Raw genomic sequence first — 16,819 nt, forward strand, 5'->3', positions numbered from 1 at the left:
TGCATTTCCAATTAACATTCTATGAGTTCCTTAAAGGGCTTTTACGCAAGTCTTGCTAGACATTACCCGTATCTGTTTTGCCTTAATGTTTTTAATTCACTTGTATTCGCATTATTTTAGAGTTTTTCTTAAGTCTTCCACATCGTCAATTAGATGGGTAATTGGTGCGTCACTTAACCAAGCCTGATAAAAAGACGCTACCTTGCTTCCTAGCGAATCAAAAGTGTAATTAGTGATGCCTAATAAATGACTCATTATCATGGCATGCAACCTGTCGGTTACAACTATTTTTCCTGAGCTTAACAGTTTAACGCCCCTTTTTACATTATCTCGCATATAAAGGATACGGATATATTCGTAAATAGGTTGGAGTATTGGCGTTATGCTAGGGTGTAATTTAAACCAGCAACATAATAAGTCATTCAGTTTGGCTTTTAGTGGCGCTTCTTCAATAACCCAGTCTTCATGCTTATGAGTAAGGGCAAGCTCGTCAAGAATCGAAACTATCGCTTCAGTTTTGTCTACTAATAGCTCTTTATCTTCTCTTAGTAGGCAAAATGTATCTAGGTGCGATTTCAAGCGCGTTAACTTAGGCATGTAAAATGCCATATCTGGACTTAAGTTAGTTTTACATGAGAAATGTTTTTCAGCGAAAGCTAGGCTATTTTTATCTCTGACAACAAGTGTGTAATCACTACAGACAGAAATAACTTCAGCCATTTCGACTATATTATCAGGCTCTTTAAAGTGAATACTTTGCGGAAATTGCAACATAGGCTTCTGAGGGAATTCGCGCATTATTTTGAGACGGGTATTTTGATGGCGCTTCCATAAATCCCCAAAATTGCCACCACCATGAAATAAAATGCAGTCTGCACGCTCTAATAAATATTTTTGACCATTTGCATAACTTTTGTAGTCAACGAAGTTTATTTTCGCATCTGGAAAGTGCACAGACAGAAACGTCATTTCACCGTATAATATGGCACTGTCCCCCACATTAGGGTGATCAGGTGGATCAACTAAAACAATATTCGCTGCGTTTGGTGGTATCGCTGATAAAACTTGTTGTCTTATAATTTCTTGTAAAATCATATTCTATCTCTTTTCAATTTTTTTTTGATTACGCCGCTGAGTTTTAGCTCTATACCTTGTGGCTTTCCTTGTATTATCCAAATTAGAAAATGACAACTGCAATAGGAAAGTGATCCTCCAATACAAAGTAAGGTTAGTTCTATTATCAGGCCTAATGTGGTGCTCTCAAAGGTAAACTGATTCTTTAATAACAGCATAGTGAAATACATAAAACAGACGCTTAAAATAGGGCGACATAACACCGTTAATTGCTGAACTATGCCTACATTAAGTAAGTAGCGTACCAAGAAAAAGTTGTATATTAGTAGAAATATTAAATTAACTAATTTGGAGTATAAAAGTCCCAAAAAACCGTATAAATAAAGGCCACTTAAACTTAGCACGACTTTGACAATAAAGAATAATACATCCCGTTTAAATATAATTTTAGTCTTGCCCGTAGCCATTGCTATGGCTTTGGTTACTGAAGTAATACACGCTACAGCATAAATACCCGCCAATATTTCAATGACGAGAATTGCCCCTTGCCATTTCTCACCTAGGGCCAAAAGTACCATTGGCTCTGCTACTATCACCAGACCAAACCCTATGGGTAATAGAATTGAGTAGAAAATGGAAATGCTGGTTAGGTAAGCTTTGATAAAACGCTCTGGTTTATGGATGAGTTGAGAAAATGCTGGGAACAGCGCTCTATTTAAAGGTGTTGTCGTTTCTCGCGTTGGCATACTTGCTAACTCATTGCCAATATTATAAACACCTAGAGTTACCGTACCAAAGAATTTACCAATCAATAGTTGATCAAGCTTCCAATTAATATTGTTAATAATATGGCTTAATGAAACCCAAACTGAAAAAGATAAAATTTCTTTATTTTTTTTCAAAGAAAACCTTGGAAGGTAAGGTAAGAAGTAATAGGTAAAAATAACATTGAGAAATTGGGTAATAACACTACCAATCACTAGTGCCCAATAAGACTGAGTGTAATATGCAATAGTTAAAGAGGCTCCTGTGGCCAGTAATTTTGATAAAACACTCGTAAAAAAGATGTAGGAAAAATTCAGGGACTTCTCAAAAATCACAAACTTTGGGTTGATAAAGCCATCAGCAAAAGCAGCTACTGAGAAAACAATCAGTATTTGTGTAACCTTAGGTTCATTGTAAAAATTAGCAATGGGTATTGCTGACACAAGTAACACTAAGCAAATTAATGTGGTTCGGATAATATTTATGGTAAATGCAGTATCGAAATGTGCTTTAGTGGGGGTCTTTATGGCAATTAGTGCCTGACTTACCGGAATCTGCACCATTGATTGCAATAAGGTGGCCACCACACTAGCAATGGCAACTAATCCAAAGTCTTCTGGCGTCAATAATCTTGCCAATATAAAAATGCTAGCCATGCTCAAAACAGTAATGACAACCCGAGTGAACATGAGCCAGCTGGACGCTTTAAATACTTGAGGTACGAGTGATTTAGGCACTGAAATCCTTAAATAATCTAATCATGTTATGAATAGCACTGTTTGGTAAGTCCGCCAACTTTTTCCCAAGTCAAGTTAAGAGCTGCTGCTCTATTAGTTTTTGCCATTGCCTGTAGTGGAAGTGTGTGAATATTTTGTAGTACTGATGTGAGTTCTGCTGTGTTTGCAAAATACTTTACCCCTTCTTCGGGGACACACCCAAATACTCTTGCTTTTTCTGGCAATATTAATGGCTTCCCTTGGGTCATGGCTAGGATGGTTGAACCTGAAGTTAAAGTGTCGGCAAAAGGGATTACAACAATATCTGCAGCAGATATTTGGTCAACTAATTGCTGCTCTGGTAAAAAATCGAAGACGGCCGTTATGTGTTTATTCAATTTTATCTTTTCTAAAAGCTGGTTTCTATAGTTTGGATCAGATACCCCTCCCGCTAATGTTAAGCGTGAGCTGTTAATAGTAAAATTGAGTTGATTAAAAGAGTCAATTAAGTTGTCCACACCTTTATATGGCCTGATAGAACCAAAATATAGAATATTGGTAACGTCAGGCTCAAAATTAAACTTTTTTCTTAAATTAATCTTACTGGCAGATGGTTTAGGGTAGCTATATTCATAGTTACCATGGGATATTACGTTTGCTTTTTCTGATAGCGGGTATTCATACAGCTTACTTACAAGATCAGTGGCTTGAGTGCTATGTAGGATTATTTCATCGACAAAACGGCAAAATTGGCGCCTTATCAATAGCTCTTTTTTCTTATTTAAACCTTGATGAGAAAGCTTGTTATGTACGGTCCAGATTACCTTAATACCACTTTTTTTTAGCCTCCATAAGTCATATAACATCAAGCCTAATTTGATATAAAAAAACAGTGATGACTTTGACCAACTTAAACGGTGAACAAGATCAGCAACCCAATGTAAGTGCAAAACTGTCATGGTGGGATTCTGTTTATGCAAACTCGTAAATGGTCTAAATCCCGCTGGATAATTTTGCATTTTCACTTCATATTTATCAGAAATACTATCAGCTAATAAATTTTGATAGGGATTATTCTTAGACCAGTTAGGCGCAAATATCACTAAGTCTTTCTTCTTGCTCATGGTTTTATGCCTAAACGAGCTAGGCACAACCTCAGTAAACTCACTAGATAAGATTTTGCAAACCTCCAATTGCTAGGGTCTAACTTCCATGCTTGCAACATGGCACTAGAGGATGCTTTAAGTTTTCCAAGGTCTTTTAATGCAATAGATAACTCCCAAGCGTTAACCTTTGCCAATTGTTTTTTTATGGTTAATTTTTCTTGTTTTGTATGGGCTAAATCTAATAATGAGGAATAACCCCGAAGCATGGTTTTTGCGCTGCGTTCAGCTTTTTCGGGAGATGCTCCAGCGACAAGTGAGATGTGGGCATCATGTATATGGTAAATTTGGTGTGTGGTATCTACAAAGGCAAACTTGTGTCCCCGTAGTACTGATTTTATTGCATAAAACCTGTCATAGGCTGTTCTATAACTTCCGTCAAAAACGTTTTTTTCAAATATACTTTTTCTAATAATCGCACATTGAGTACTTCCTGGTACACAGTGTTCAATGGCAACAGTTTTTATATTTTCGTCAACAATGACTGATATAGCGTTTCTTTTTTCAGTGAGTAGGCTTACGAAAGGGTGGCGACTGCCATCGGCCATAATGAAGTTACTTGATTCTTTAATTTCTCTAGTATCATGGTCAATTCTTTGTAAAGAGCCAAAAAGCCAATCAATATCTGGGTTTTCATTTAGTGCTTTTACGAAGTTGTTTAAATGGTAATTAGGCCATTCATCATCACTATCTTGAAAGGCTATATATTGACCTTTAGCTAAACTGAGTCCCAAGTTTCTAGCGATGTAGGGGCCTGCATTCTCTTGATATCTATATGTGACATATTGACCGTATGCTAATGAGTGTTCCTGCAACCATTGCTGGGTATTGTCGGTACTCCCATCATCAATTAAAATAACCTCAAAATCTTTGAAAGTTTGCGTGTTTAGGGTGTCAAACAACTGAGGTAAAAATTTCTCTCTGTTATATAAAGGAACGATAACACTTACTGTTGGGGGTATTTGCTCATTCATTAAATTTGCTTTCCAGTTGTTGAGACAATATTCCCCAATCATAATTTATTGAGTGCGCGCGGGCATTTAATTTCATCTCACGAAGTTCGTTGGGATTAGCAAGCATAAATTGGACTTTATTACTTAATGGTTTAGGTGTATTACAATCAACAATGTAGCCAGTTTTACCTTCGATTAGGGTTTCAGGAGTACCGCCCGAGTTTCCGCCAATGACAGGAACTCCACAAGCTTGAGCTTCTATCATAACTATCCCAAAGCCTTCTATGTTCCGTCCAATATCTCTGTTAGGTAGAACAAAAATATCGCTTTGTTGATAACACTCTATCATTTGTCTATCTGATAATTCGGACATAAACATTACATTATCTTCGAGGCTGAGTTCCGAAACCAATTTTTCAAGCTCTGGTTTTTGAGGTCCACCTCCGATTATGGCGTAGAGAACGTCAGGAATTTTGGCTTTTATATCGACTAAAGCTTCAATTAGAGTGGCATGACCTTTTCGTAACTCTAATCGCGATACAGTGAGTAAAACTGGGCGTTCATTCCAACCAAACTTAGCTCGTAATTCTAGGCTTTTTGGAGCTGGTTTGAATGTATTTGTATCAACCCCGGGAGTTATTACCGTTGTTAACTCAGGGTTTACATCCCAATGAGCCAGTAGTACTCGTTTAGAGTTTTGACTATTACAAATTAATAGGTCTGCACCTTTTAGGGCTCGACGAACTATCCAGCTAAATGCGCGACTGGTTGCTGCATTTTCAACATCTTCGCCGTGAATATAGCAGTAGTAAGGTATTTTTAAGGTTGCCTTAATAAGGTATGCAATAAAGCCCTCAGGAATACATCTACCACAGTGAATTACGTCAATTTCGTGTTTTTTTATCGCTTTCCATGTGTCGATAAACAAATTAATATAGAAAACTATTCCAGAGATTGACAGAAGTCCCCAGTCAGACCATTTTTTATATTTAAACGTGATTCGTTCTATTGTTAAATTTGCCTCATCGTCAAATTCCTTCTGCTCTGGTGTTGTGCCTGCCAGAATAACGTACTTATTAGGATCAAGTCGGCTGTATACTTCCCAAAACCACCGGCCGCTTCCACCATGTTTTGGAGGAAAAATTTCACTAAATAATAATGTTTTTTTCATTGCATAGTTCTTAAGTTGGAGTGCCGTTGAGCAGTAAGGTTAGATTGTTTTCGCAAATTTCTTCATGTTGCTCAAACCATTCATTGCTTGCATACTTTTGCCATTGATTCTTGGGGGGGGCTTGAATTACCCCACACAGTTCACTTATGCCGTTTTTAGAGATATTTAAAACATCATAGAGCTCTTTAATTTGCTTTTCGGGGTCTTCAGTTAATTGCTCAAAGCTTAAATTATGATTGCTGTGAGCTACGCCATGTAAGTATGAGAGTTTCCATAAATAATAGAATCTCTGATAGGGATGAGGTGTGTTAATTTTAGATAATATAGGATAATGCTGTGATAAATCTTTACACCAAACATCTAAATAAAATGCATCTTGATAGGTATGTTCTACATCATTTTTATTCATGATATTTTTATTTGTCAAAAAGGAACACCATTGGTCTCTTGGATGACGATATAAGTGAATGATTTTGGCATTTGGAAAATGCTTTTTGAGCCAAGGTAATCTGAAGTCAATTCTATTAAACTGTAATATGGGACGTCCAGTAGCAGCATCGATCAAGGATTCAATATAAGCTTTCATATTTGGATTCCAGCTACTTTCTGTCATCAACAATTGTTGTCTGATCCAATTTTCATTATAGAGTTTGGATAGGCCTGTTAAATTATTATATTCCGCTGAATAATCGGCTACTCCTCTATGGGTATTATCAACATTATTGCCTCTTAACTCAGGGTTAAACCATTGCCTTTCGTTGAAAGGCTCATAATATGAAGTGCAGTCTTGAGTTTGTCTGAACAAGTTCCAAAGTAGAGTCGAACCACTACGAAAACGACTTGTTATAAATACAATATCATCTCGCAATGAAGGATGCGAAAGTTCACTAATAGTATCAGGGGTGTAGGGGGACTGGGTGTTTTCTATTACCGGCAATATACAAGACGCTTGGTTTATTTGCTCTCGCAATTCATTTTGAATTTCTTCTCGGCCAAGAAATTTTAAGAAAATATCGATGACTTGTTGTTTTATTTTTGAAGTCATTTTTTATCCGTTCAGCTTAGCAGAGGGCTGTTTGTTTTTAGGTAAACATTTTAAATAAATGGCTTTGTAAGCATTTGCCATAATGGGGATACTAAACTCTGAATTAAATCGTTCTTTACCAGCTTTTCCAAAATCCTTCTGTAATTCTGAGTCAGTTAATAAACGTATAATTGCTTTTGCGTAAGCGGCTTCATCGTCATTTGGTGTGACTAAACCTGTGATGTCATTTAATACTATTTCTGGGTTGCCTCCCGCATGGGTAACTATGCAAGGTTTACCCATAGACATTGCTTCTAGTAAGGTCATAGACGTCCCTTCACTTAAGGAAGGTAATAAGTATATATCCATTAAAGCTAAATGGTTTTGTGGTTTAGATTCGTAGCCAGTTAAAACTACATCATCTTGAAGGTTTAGTTGCTCAACCAATTTGACAATGTTTGACATTTCTTCTCCGTCACCAACCAATATCAATTTACAACTTATTCCTTCATCTAAAACTCGCCTGAAAGCACTTAACATCATGCTGTGGTTTTTAATCGGATCTAACCTCGCGATAGTTCCTATACAAGGAATATGCTCAGAAAAAGCTAACTCTTGTGCTAATAAAGTAGTTTTGTTTTCATCTTTTTTTAATCCAAATATACCGTTATAGACAACTTGTATTTTACTGATTGGGATATTTTCAAACTCAGACAATGCTTGCTTCGTAGCCGCAGATATCGCCGTTGTAGCTGCTGTAAAAGTATTGAGTACTGGATTAAGTAATTTCCGTTTCCAGCTACTTGAGTCTGGGTAAAAGCGCCCGTGTTCTGTAAAAACGACCTTAGAGTCGGTGAAGAAACTTCCAAACAACCCATATACATAAGGTGTGTATTGATGACAATGTACGATATCAATTTTGTTTTCTTTTATATGATTGCGTATGTGCTTAATAAGCTTTGTGTCGAAGCCAGGCTGTCTAGATAAGGCTTGAATTACTATACCTTGTTCAAGTAATTCATTTGCAAAAGGGCCCAGTGGAGACTCTATACATAGAATCGACATCTCAAAAATGTTTTTGTCAGATCCTTGAATTAAGTTTTTTATGACTTGTTCGGTACCACCAATTCTCATGTCATACGTCACATGTAGAACTTTTATTTTAGCCATGAATATGTCTCACAATCGCTTGGTGGTAAATTAATATAATCAAGAGTTTAGACGTTAAGATTCTCTTAAGCTTCATCTGAGTGTTGCTCAACTTGTATATATTTAAACCACCACATCTGGAACATCAGCATGCTCCATAAAACATTGCTGTGGTCAGCTTTATTTTGTTGGTGCTGGCTCCATAAGTCTTTTACAGTCTCCATATTGAAAAATTGCTGTATACCTGAGGACTTAGTGAACAAATAATCTTCGGTTAAATCTTTAATTTCACCTCGTAACCAAGCAGCAAGTGGTACGGAAAAACCCATTTTTTTGCGATACAAAATGTCGTCTGATAAAACTGGTTTAAATGCTTCTTTTAGAATATGTTTTTTCTCTCCACTATTGAATTTTAATGAAGAGGGGAGGGTGGCTGCAAATTCTATGATGTCTTTGTCTAAAATTGGGGCTCTTACTTCTAAAGAGTTGGCCATACTCATCCTATCGACTTTGACTAAAATACCTCCTGGTAAATATGTTTTCATATCGGTATACAAAATCTTGGACACATGGTCTGGACCATCAGCTTTATTGTATGCGTCTATGGTAATTTTCGAAGGATGGTAACTACCTAGTCGTTGAAGTGTTTTATTTGATGCTAACTTTTTCCACAATCTATCTTCAATTTGAGAGTTTGTAACATAAAACCCCATTGCAGGTTCCAAGCTTAAACTATAAAAAAGTGACTTCGCTTTACGGCATATAGGAGATTCACTTTTAGCAAACATATTAGACAGCATAGGAAATAAGTTTTTGCGCAGTACTTTTGGGAATTTATTACGAAGACGGTTTTCGATGTCGTCAGTGGTGTATTTTTCATAACCTGCAAAGACTTCGTCTCCGCCATCACCCGCAATCGCAACTGTCACCTGAGAGCGAGCCAATTCAGAAACAAAGTAAGTAGGCACTAACGAAGGGTCCGCAAAGGGTTCATCAAAGTAGGCGACGATTTCTTCTAAGCTATCGGTTACATTTTGATGTACTGTAAATTCATGGTGTTCGGTTTGGTATTGCTCTGCTACTGCTTTAGCAAACTCAGTTTCGTTATATTTTTTATCATCAAAACCAATGGAGCATGTTTTAACAGGAGTCTCAGAGTTTTGAGCCATCATGGCTACTACGCCACTTGAATCAATACCTCCACTTAGAAATGCGCCAAGAGGGACATCACTCATCATTCTGTCTTTAGTGCGCTCAGTGGCTAATTCAAATAATTCTTTAGTGAGCTCTTGTTCGGTTTTTGTGGTGGTTTTGCTAAAGGTTACATCCCAATATTGTTCTATTTCTATCCCGTCATTAGATACTGTCATTAAGTGGCCTGGAGGTAACTTATGTATATCGTTGAATATGGTTTTAGGGTCAGGAATGTATTGATAGGCAAAAAAGTCGTGTACAGCATCTAAGCGGATTTCTTTAGAGATATTAGGTAAGGTTAATATCGCTTTAATTTCTGAAGCAAAGGCAAATTGAGTATCTGTTTTAAGGTAATAAAGTGGCTTTTTCCCGACTCTATCTCTAGCAATTAAGAGCTCTTTGGTTGTCGTGTCCCAAAGCGCAAAAGCAAACATACCGTTAAGTTTACTTAACATTTCCTTCCCCTCTAGAGCGTATAGGGCAAGTATTACTTCTGTGTCTGTGTGGGTTTTAAAAGGGTAACCTGCGGCACTCAGTTCATCTCTGATGGCAAGGTAATTATAGATTTCACCATTGAATACAATAATATATTGACCGTCATGTGAGGTCATGGGCTGTACACCCGCTTCTGACAAATCAATGATTGCTAAACGGCGGTGTGCAAGCCCTACATTGTCATTAATGTATTCACCGCCAGCGTCAGGTCCGCGATGATAGATACTATTCCCCATTTCTTTTAGGGTTTCTTTATCCCCCATGTTTCCAAAAAAATGGCTAAAACCTGCAATTCCACACATTAACTCAATTCCTGTGTTCTAATTTTTAAACCAATTATAGCTATGTTTTATAAGCTGATATGTCTACGTATTTTCGGGCCAATAACGGTTGTCATTTTTAAAGGCAATTTTGACCATATATTTTCTACTAACACTCTGGTTTTATTTGTCCTAGTTGCTACTTCATCATCGTTTTCTAAATTAGAAGCTAGGTTTGACCATTTTAAGGGGGTGGGTACTGCTCCCCATTGACGTTTAAATTTAAAAGTACCTTCGTTATAAGTAGAACGACCAAAATCGAACTCAGTAATTCCTGCATCTGATACGTGTTGTAATAGAGACCAGTACAACATCATGTTAGGTGCTAACTTATTGTATTCAGAAACAGTTGAGGCCCATGGTATGCAGGCTCTATTGCCATTAGTTAGCACTATGCCTGCACCTACTGGTGTATTCTCACTGTATACAACAGATAAAACGATATTATCTCCATAGTTTTTAAATAAGGTTTCAAACCATTTTTTGCTATGTACTGGTGAGCCTAGTTTTCGCATGTTAACTGAGAATATTTGATAAAAGTCGTCAATCTTTTTCTGATTAGAAGCAAGTTTATAGCTCAAACCATTTTTTTCTGATTTGCGAATTTGGCTACGTAATTTTGACTTGAAACCTGACATTAAAGCTTCAGAATTCTCTGGCAAAGAAAGTAGCATACGTACTTTTTTCCCTTCTAGCGTAGCTTCATCTGTTTCTTTTGAGCAGGTATCTCGATACTCAAATGTCTTTCCTCTAAGAGAGTTTAAGTACTCAATAGCTTTCGCAGTTAAGGCCTTTCGGATGGGTTCGTTATCAGCAATACAAAACCCTAAGTCGCAATAAGGGAGAGAGCAAAACATAGTATTCGTAAACGGCTTTTTCATGCTGATACAAGGAAAAATTCCAACGACAGAATCACCTTCTAAGGCAATAAAGCTGACATTTTTATGATGATATGCTTGTTCAATACTTTTAACCCAAGCGAAGCGGTGATAAGGCGTAGCATCTGGATGAATACTTACGTATTGGTCCCAAACCTGTTTGTCTGTTACTACACTCAGCCTGATATTCATTTAATAGCGCTACCTTTGTGAGAAGCACGTGCCTGCATTTTTTTTGCGGCTTCAGATATAGTACAAAACTCAATATTGTATTGAGATGATAACTCATTAATAACTGTTTTTATGGCGTTAGTTATAAAGGTAAACGCGTCTTTATTACCAAGTAAACTATTTTTATTATCCACTAAACTGGAGCTATGCATATACATATGTAGAATGGGATAACCTTTATTAATAACAGATTTACATAATGAAATCATATCACTAGGTGTAGATAATTCTGGACATAAGTAGTTTTTTCTTAAGATATTAGTATGCCAGGCTATACCATTAAACCTAGTCCACCTTAATGGCGGCTTAGTAAATGCTGTGTGGATCTTATTCGCTAATTCAAAATTGTTTCGATTAAAGCCAACGGTAACAGGAAGCTCATATATCTTATTCTGAGAAGATTTTTTAAGGGGGTTGTTTAAGTCAGGCCAGTAGGGCAAGGGCGGGGAGCCATTACAGTTAAAGTATTCATTTTCATAGAAAGGATAAACACTAGAGTCTACATTGAAGCCTTGCTCTACAAGCAAATTCATCACTTTTTTGTCAATTCCCCAACGCCCTGTTCTAAATGATTTTGGTTTAATGGAAAAGCTATGTTCTATTTTTTTTACTAAGGTATCTAACTTCTGTGAAACTTGGTCTTTTGGTAAATTGATTACATGCGATTCAAACTCACCTACCGGATCAAAGTATGGTGGATTACACCATGGATGAAGGTGTGCTCCTATTTCACAGTTTCCTTGATGTGCCAAAGGGAGAATCTTTTCAATGGCTTGTGCGTTGTCTGCTACCGCATAGTCTACAAAATAAGTGGGTCGTAGATTTAAGCCTTCACATATTTTTTGGAAGGCAGGAATACTATTAATATTGGAAACATTAGCATTCTGTTGTGGAAATGCCTCACCCCATTCCCACTCTTCTTCTGTATCAATAGACAATACAAATAGTATAGGCTCTGTGGTGTTTACCTTTGAGGTCATTAGTTTTCCTTAACCAGCTCATTAAACAATTTAGTATACTCTTTCGCCATTCGGTGTGCGGAGTAATGTTCATATACATACTCCTTGGCATTAGTAGATAGTTCATCAGCATATTCTTGATTAAATAATAGTTCTTCCCAATAACTTTGTAAGGTTTCTTTTTCTCCTAATGGTGCTAATAGACCTGTCTTTTGGTGTTCTATTAATTGATCAATGCCCGGAATATTATAGGCTGCCACAGGTATTCCAGCTGCAGTTGCTTCCATCAGGCACCTAGGTATACCTTCTAGTGTTGAGGTCATGACAAATAGATCAAAGGACTTTAATAGCAACAGACGGTCGTCCCTGAATCCTAAAAACTCAATTTTACTCTGGCAGGACAGTGTCTTTGAGTAACTTTCTAATTCGGAACGTGCGTCTCCGTCTCCTAATAACACTAATTTTGTGTTGGGGTACTTCTTATGCAGTTGTTCGAATATATCTAAGATATCGAAAATGTTTTTACGACTTATCATTTGGCCTACAAAACCGATACGTTTCTCTTCTGAATCATCTCGCTTTGGCGCGATAGTGGCTTCTACTTCAGATAAATCTACACCATTTTGGATATATAAACTTTTACTTCTGGCTACTCCCATTGACAACACATCGTCTAATAACTGTTGGGATAATGGAACTACCTTAGTTGCAAACTTCATTGCTTGGCAGCCTAACCAAATGAAGAGTCTTAGCTTAAAGTCTTTTGCATTTTCAAAACCATGGGGCGTAACAACACTGGGAATACCTGCTTTTTTTGCTGCCCAAACGCCAATAATGTCTGACTTATAACCGTGAGTATGCACAATATGAATATTTTCTTTTTTAATCAGTTCTACCATTTTGTCGACTGCAGATAAGTCAAACTTACTTTTCATATTTATGGTGTGACAAGGTAAGTTTAGTTTCTTGTATTCTTTTGCTAGCTCTAGTGGTTTTTGACCTGGCTCCATGGTCACTGCTAAGTCACTTCGAACAACGTTGGCATCTAAATGTTTTGATAATGCCAATACCCATCGTTCTGCACCATAAAAACCTGTTGGGCATATAAACTGCAACACATTTATAGTTTTTGTCATTTGTGTTAATCCTTAAAGTGTTTTTACGCCAATAGATTTAAACAAGCCTAAAAGTGTTCCTATTGCCCTAGCTGGGAAATAAAATACATAAAAGAGCACAATATACCAAAGATGAATTTTTTTGTTAGCTAAGGAGTAAAGTCGAATACTGTAGATAAAAATCGGAATTACAGCAAAAATAAAAACTGATATTGCAATTAGGGGCTGGCGACAAAGAATAAGTATTATTGAAGTAATTAACATCAAAACTATAGCTGGGGGGACCGCGAAACTCGGCCATTCTCGGATTGGAATACGACGGCCAGAGATTGATTGGAGGTTAGACTGTCCTCTCCAGATTTCTTTATCAAACATAGCTTTATATTCTTTATCTTCGCCTAGATGAATATAGTTGGAATTTGAGGTGTAAAATAAAGTTCCCAATTTGGCGGCTTGATCTGTGAAATAATAATCCTCGCATGTAATGAGATGCTCCGGAAAACCACCTATGTTTTCAAATGAGGTTTTTTTTAAGCACAAATTCCGTCCTGGAAGAAAAGCTACGTCAGTATCAAGTTCTGCATTACTTAGAGCCGTGCGGATTTTCTCTAATGGTGGGGCACTCTCTTCACAAATTTGCATGGCACTGCAGATTATTCGATTACTATCATGGTCGAGTGCCGTTAGCATTTGCTCAACCCAATTATGAGATAGGTAGACATCCGCATCTAGAAATGCCAAATATTCTCCACTAGCCTCTGTTACTCCGTAATTTCTCAATGCTGATATTGTGTCTGATGTGGGCCGAATATGTACACTCAGTGATAAGGTAGTATTTGTTGATAACACTTGTTGCTGAATTTCTGGTGTTTGACTAACCACAATGACTTCAATGTCATTCTGATTGCAAGTTTGTAGACTGATAGATTCTAAGGTCTGGATCAGCATTTCAAATCGCCCTTTATGGGGAATAATAAATGATACTTGCATATGAAATTATTTTTCCTGTAAGTGCTGGCTTAAGATAGCCGTTTTTTTAGCCATTCGAACTCTCGCTTTAATGAGAGCTTGAGTAATCGCCTAAAAACTGTTGTTATCACGGCTGTTGCCAATGAAAGTTTTTGATAACTAGCTTTCGGCCACTCCTCTTTTAGGTTATCAAACTCTACTTTTGGGGCATTTTGATAAAATGCTACAGCACCGTAATTTTGCATAGTTAACACTAAAATTCGAGTATAGGTTTTGGTTTCTGAATCGTTAAGTCTTTTGGCTACATAGTCTTCAAAGTATTTAGCTTTTGTTAAATACTCTTTATTTTTCTCAGGGGAAAAGTAATAAGCGCTCGCTAATACATGCGCTTTTCTTAAATCTTGAGCTGTCCATGTGTCATTGGGGTATTCCAATATATCGGGCTTTTCTAAGTAAGGATATTCATTAGCTAACATCCATTGAGCATAATTTAAAAGACTGTCCCTACAATAATAAAAGCAATCATCTAATTGGCCTTGATTCAGTTTTAAATGTAAGTAACGACTCATTGCCTGTAGTAGCACAGTATAGAACCAAGTGTTTTCAACATCATCTAGTGATCTTTGGCCGACTGATTCGGTTGGGTGCACTGTATGGGAAATGATATCTTCGACTTTAGTCAAAAATGTTTGATCTTGTGTTAATTCATAACTATCTAGCAAAGCAACTAGGTAATTTGCAGTACCTCTATCTAATGGGTATTGCCCTGTGAAATGATTTTTACTACCTGCAAGATGCCTATTCCTGAAGGCTAATAATAACTCTAGGATAGTCCCTGAGCCTTCATAAACATTTGTTATCCACTCGGTTAATGTGAGTACTACAGTCTTGGAACTTTCATTCGCGGTTAAAAAGTAATGTAGCATTAACCCTGTTGTGTAGCAGTGTTGTCCACCTGGACCACCGCCCCCCGCATGATCTTGATAGGCATTGCTAGCTTGGTGTTTTGAGTATGAACGATGGCTTGATGTATGTGCTTCAAGGTAATGATCCGTATGCCAAAATAAGCCACCGTTATATTCGTTTTTGTCTTCTTGGGTATTATAGATGTCTATGTCTTTAATATGTTTGGCTAGGTCATCAGCTAACTCAAACCATTTGGCGTTACCTGTCGCTAAAAATTGTTTTATAAAACCCATTAACGGATCATATTGATTGTTGTAATGTGACACAAAAATATGTTTACCTTCATACCCTGCTGTTTCATGATCTGCATAGATGTCTCCAAAGTTTCGCCATCCATACTCGTCTAATATTTCTCTTTTAATAAAGAAACTATTGTCTCCGTCAACGGCAGTTTTTATCAGTTTACTCAGTATTTCATTTTCGTGAAACGACGCTAATGGGTATAGTACTTTCGCTGATTGAAGCCAACTAAGCGGAACATTAACCTGGCGAGTGTGATGTACCCACTCTAAGTTATCTGATCTGTCCTCTAGACTTACCCACAAAATGTGGGATTTTTTTTCTCCTGCTTGTAGTTCATGTAACCTACCTTCTTGTTTAGGAAATATACTGACATCAATAGTGTTTGCGGATAATTCGATTGCTTTAGGGAAGTTTTGCCAAAATCGTTCGAGTGTAATTGTGAATTGTTGGCCAACTTGGATTTTTGGCGTCGCTCTTTGCCCATGGTATGAAATTTGGCCATTTTCAGTGGTGTGGTATCCACATATTGAGTATGGGATTTTGTTGGAGCTATTTAAATGCACTGGGCTGTCCCAGTTTTCGCCACCGCTGGTAAATTGTTCAATTTTTACTACTTTTTTATCAGTGGTATGCCACGTTGACATCAACTCTGTTTGGTAATTTGTTGTAGGCGTTTCAAAATTTTTAAACTTTAAAGCCAATGATTCAAAATGATATGAATTTGGATCACCTAGATCCCAACGCCCATTTGGATGAAGTGCGGCTTTGGGGTTATGTAAAACATACTCTAACTTTACATAAGAGGTATGTTTGAAAAAAGTGAGGTTAAATTCGAAATTTACACAGTTTTTGAGTGATGGTGACCCATAATAACCGCATATCTTTATTCTTATTGAGCTTGTTGAACCATCATTTAAGTTGAGTAGTTTTTCAAAATCGGTGCTAGTCACTTTATAGCCGATTGAAACGAGTTTATTATCTTTAAGGTTTATATTTGAAAGTTCAAGAATAGGATGAGTAGGTGTTCCATTAACCGAATGAATTAACAGTGAAAGTTCGTATGTATTGATAGTGAATTTATGTTTATAGTTAACTAACTCTAACCTATTAGCCTTTTCAATGACCTTGAAATCATCTACAACATCTAAAAGTAATTGTTGTGTTTGATAAATAACAATTGAGTAATCTCTTGACTCTTCTGGTTCAATAAAGAAGCTTACAAACAGCCATTTGACACTACCATCAGACCAATAAGCACATATTTTAACTGAGCTATCAATTGTATGTTCATTGGAAAATAACCGAACCTGTTTTATATTTTTGACTAAGGTGATGGGGAAGGGTACTGCAAGCTCATATAATCCATGTTCATTAACCGCGGTAGTGGTAATTTTGAGTGGAATGACATGTTTATCGGAATGTTCGAGCTTCATA

Annotated in this window: 13 protein-coding genes; all 13 read right to left on the reverse strand. The window is 37.0% G+C overall.

Annotated features, from left to right (window positions below):
* Positions 1 to 111: 111 nt before the first annotated feature.
* Complete coding sequence (locus tag ABJD71_RS07580) at positions 112 to 1,095, reverse strand: polysaccharide pyruvyl transferase family protein (protein WP_348166929.1); 984 nt, start codon at positions 1,093 to 1,095, stop codon at positions 112 to 114.
* Entirely contained in the window at positions 1,092 to 2,576 is a 1,485-nt protein-coding gene (locus tag ABJD71_RS07585; protein ID WP_348166932.1) for a lipopolysaccharide biosynthesis protein, read from the reverse strand. Before ABJD71_RS07585 ends, ABJD71_RS07580 begins: the two co-directional genes overlap by 4 nt.
* Before the next feature lie 26 nt (positions 2,577 to 2,602).
* The gene (locus ABJD71_RS07590) at positions 2,603 to 3,679 is read right to left on the reverse strand and encodes a glycosyltransferase (protein WP_348166935.1); all 1,077 of its coding nucleotides are present in this window, start codon (positions 3,677 to 3,679) and stop codon (positions 2,603 to 2,605) included.
* Positions 3,676 to 4,692, reverse strand: coding sequence for a glycosyltransferase (locus ABJD71_RS07595; protein ID WP_348166938.1), 1,017 nt, complete (start codon positions 4,690 to 4,692; stop codon positions 3,676 to 3,678). The genes ABJD71_RS07590 and ABJD71_RS07595 overlap by 4 nt, the downstream gene beginning before the upstream one ends.
* Positions 4,685 to 5,842, reverse strand: a complete 1,158-nt coding sequence (locus tag ABJD71_RS07600; RefSeq protein WP_348166941.1) for a glycosyltransferase family 4 protein — start codon at positions 5,840 to 5,842, stop codon at positions 4,685 to 4,687. The genes ABJD71_RS07595 and ABJD71_RS07600 overlap by 8 nt, the downstream gene beginning before the upstream one ends.
* Before the next feature lie 10 nt (positions 5,843 to 5,852).
* Positions 5,853 to 6,887, reverse strand: coding sequence for a sulfotransferase (locus ABJD71_RS07605; protein WP_348166944.1), 1,035 nt, complete (start codon positions 6,885 to 6,887; stop codon positions 5,853 to 5,855).
* Positions 6,888 to 6,890: 3 nt separating this feature from the next.
* On the reverse strand, positions 6,891 to 8,036 hold the full coding sequence (locus ABJD71_RS07610) for a glycosyltransferase (RefSeq protein WP_348166947.1): 1,146 nt from the start codon (positions 8,034 to 8,036) through the stop codon (positions 6,891 to 6,893).
* A gap of 65 nt (positions 8,037 to 8,101) precedes the next feature.
* Positions 8,102 to 10,006 (reverse strand): asparagine synthase (glutamine-hydrolyzing), encoded by a 1,905-nt coding sequence (gene asnB / locus ABJD71_RS07615; RefSeq protein ID WP_348166950.1) that lies wholly within the window; start codon positions 10,004 to 10,006, stop codon positions 8,102 to 8,104.
* A gap of 47 nt (positions 10,007 to 10,053) precedes the next feature.
* Positions 10,054 to 11,094: a FemAB family XrtA/PEP-CTERM system-associated protein gene (locus tag ABJD71_RS07620; RefSeq protein WP_348166953.1), complete on the reverse strand. Its 1,041-nt coding sequence runs from the start codon at positions 11,092 to 11,094 to the stop codon at positions 10,054 to 10,056.
* A complete protein-coding gene (locus ABJD71_RS07625) occupies positions 11,091 to 12,113 on the reverse strand; it encodes a polysaccharide deacetylase family protein (protein WP_348166956.1) in 1,023 nt (340 codons plus the stop codon). Before ABJD71_RS07625 ends, ABJD71_RS07620 begins: the two co-directional genes overlap by 4 nt.
* Positions 12,113 to 13,228, reverse strand: a complete 1,116-nt coding sequence (locus tag ABJD71_RS07630) for a glycosyltransferase (protein WP_348166959.1) — start codon at positions 13,226 to 13,228, stop codon at positions 12,113 to 12,115. Before ABJD71_RS07630 ends, ABJD71_RS07625 begins: the two co-directional genes overlap by 1 nt.
* A gap of 12 nt (positions 13,229 to 13,240) precedes the next feature.
* Positions 13,241 to 14,197 (reverse strand): glycosyltransferase family A protein, encoded by a 957-nt coding sequence (locus tag ABJD71_RS07635; RefSeq protein WP_348166962.1) that lies wholly within the window; start codon positions 14,195 to 14,197, stop codon positions 13,241 to 13,243.
* A gap of 29 nt (positions 14,198 to 14,226) precedes the next feature.
* Positions 14,227 to 16,818 carry a hypothetical protein gene (locus ABJD71_RS07640; protein ID WP_348166965.1) on the reverse strand — a complete coding sequence of 864 codons (2,592 nt, stop codon included), beginning with the start codon at positions 16,816 to 16,818 and terminating at the stop codon, positions 14,227 to 14,229.
* Between the last annotated feature and the right edge of the window lies 1 nt (position 16,819).

It is taken from the genome of Paraglaciecola sp. (genome assembly GCF_039943935.1).
GTDB lineage: Bacteria > Pseudomonadota > Gammaproteobacteria > Enterobacterales > Alteromonadaceae > Paraglaciecola.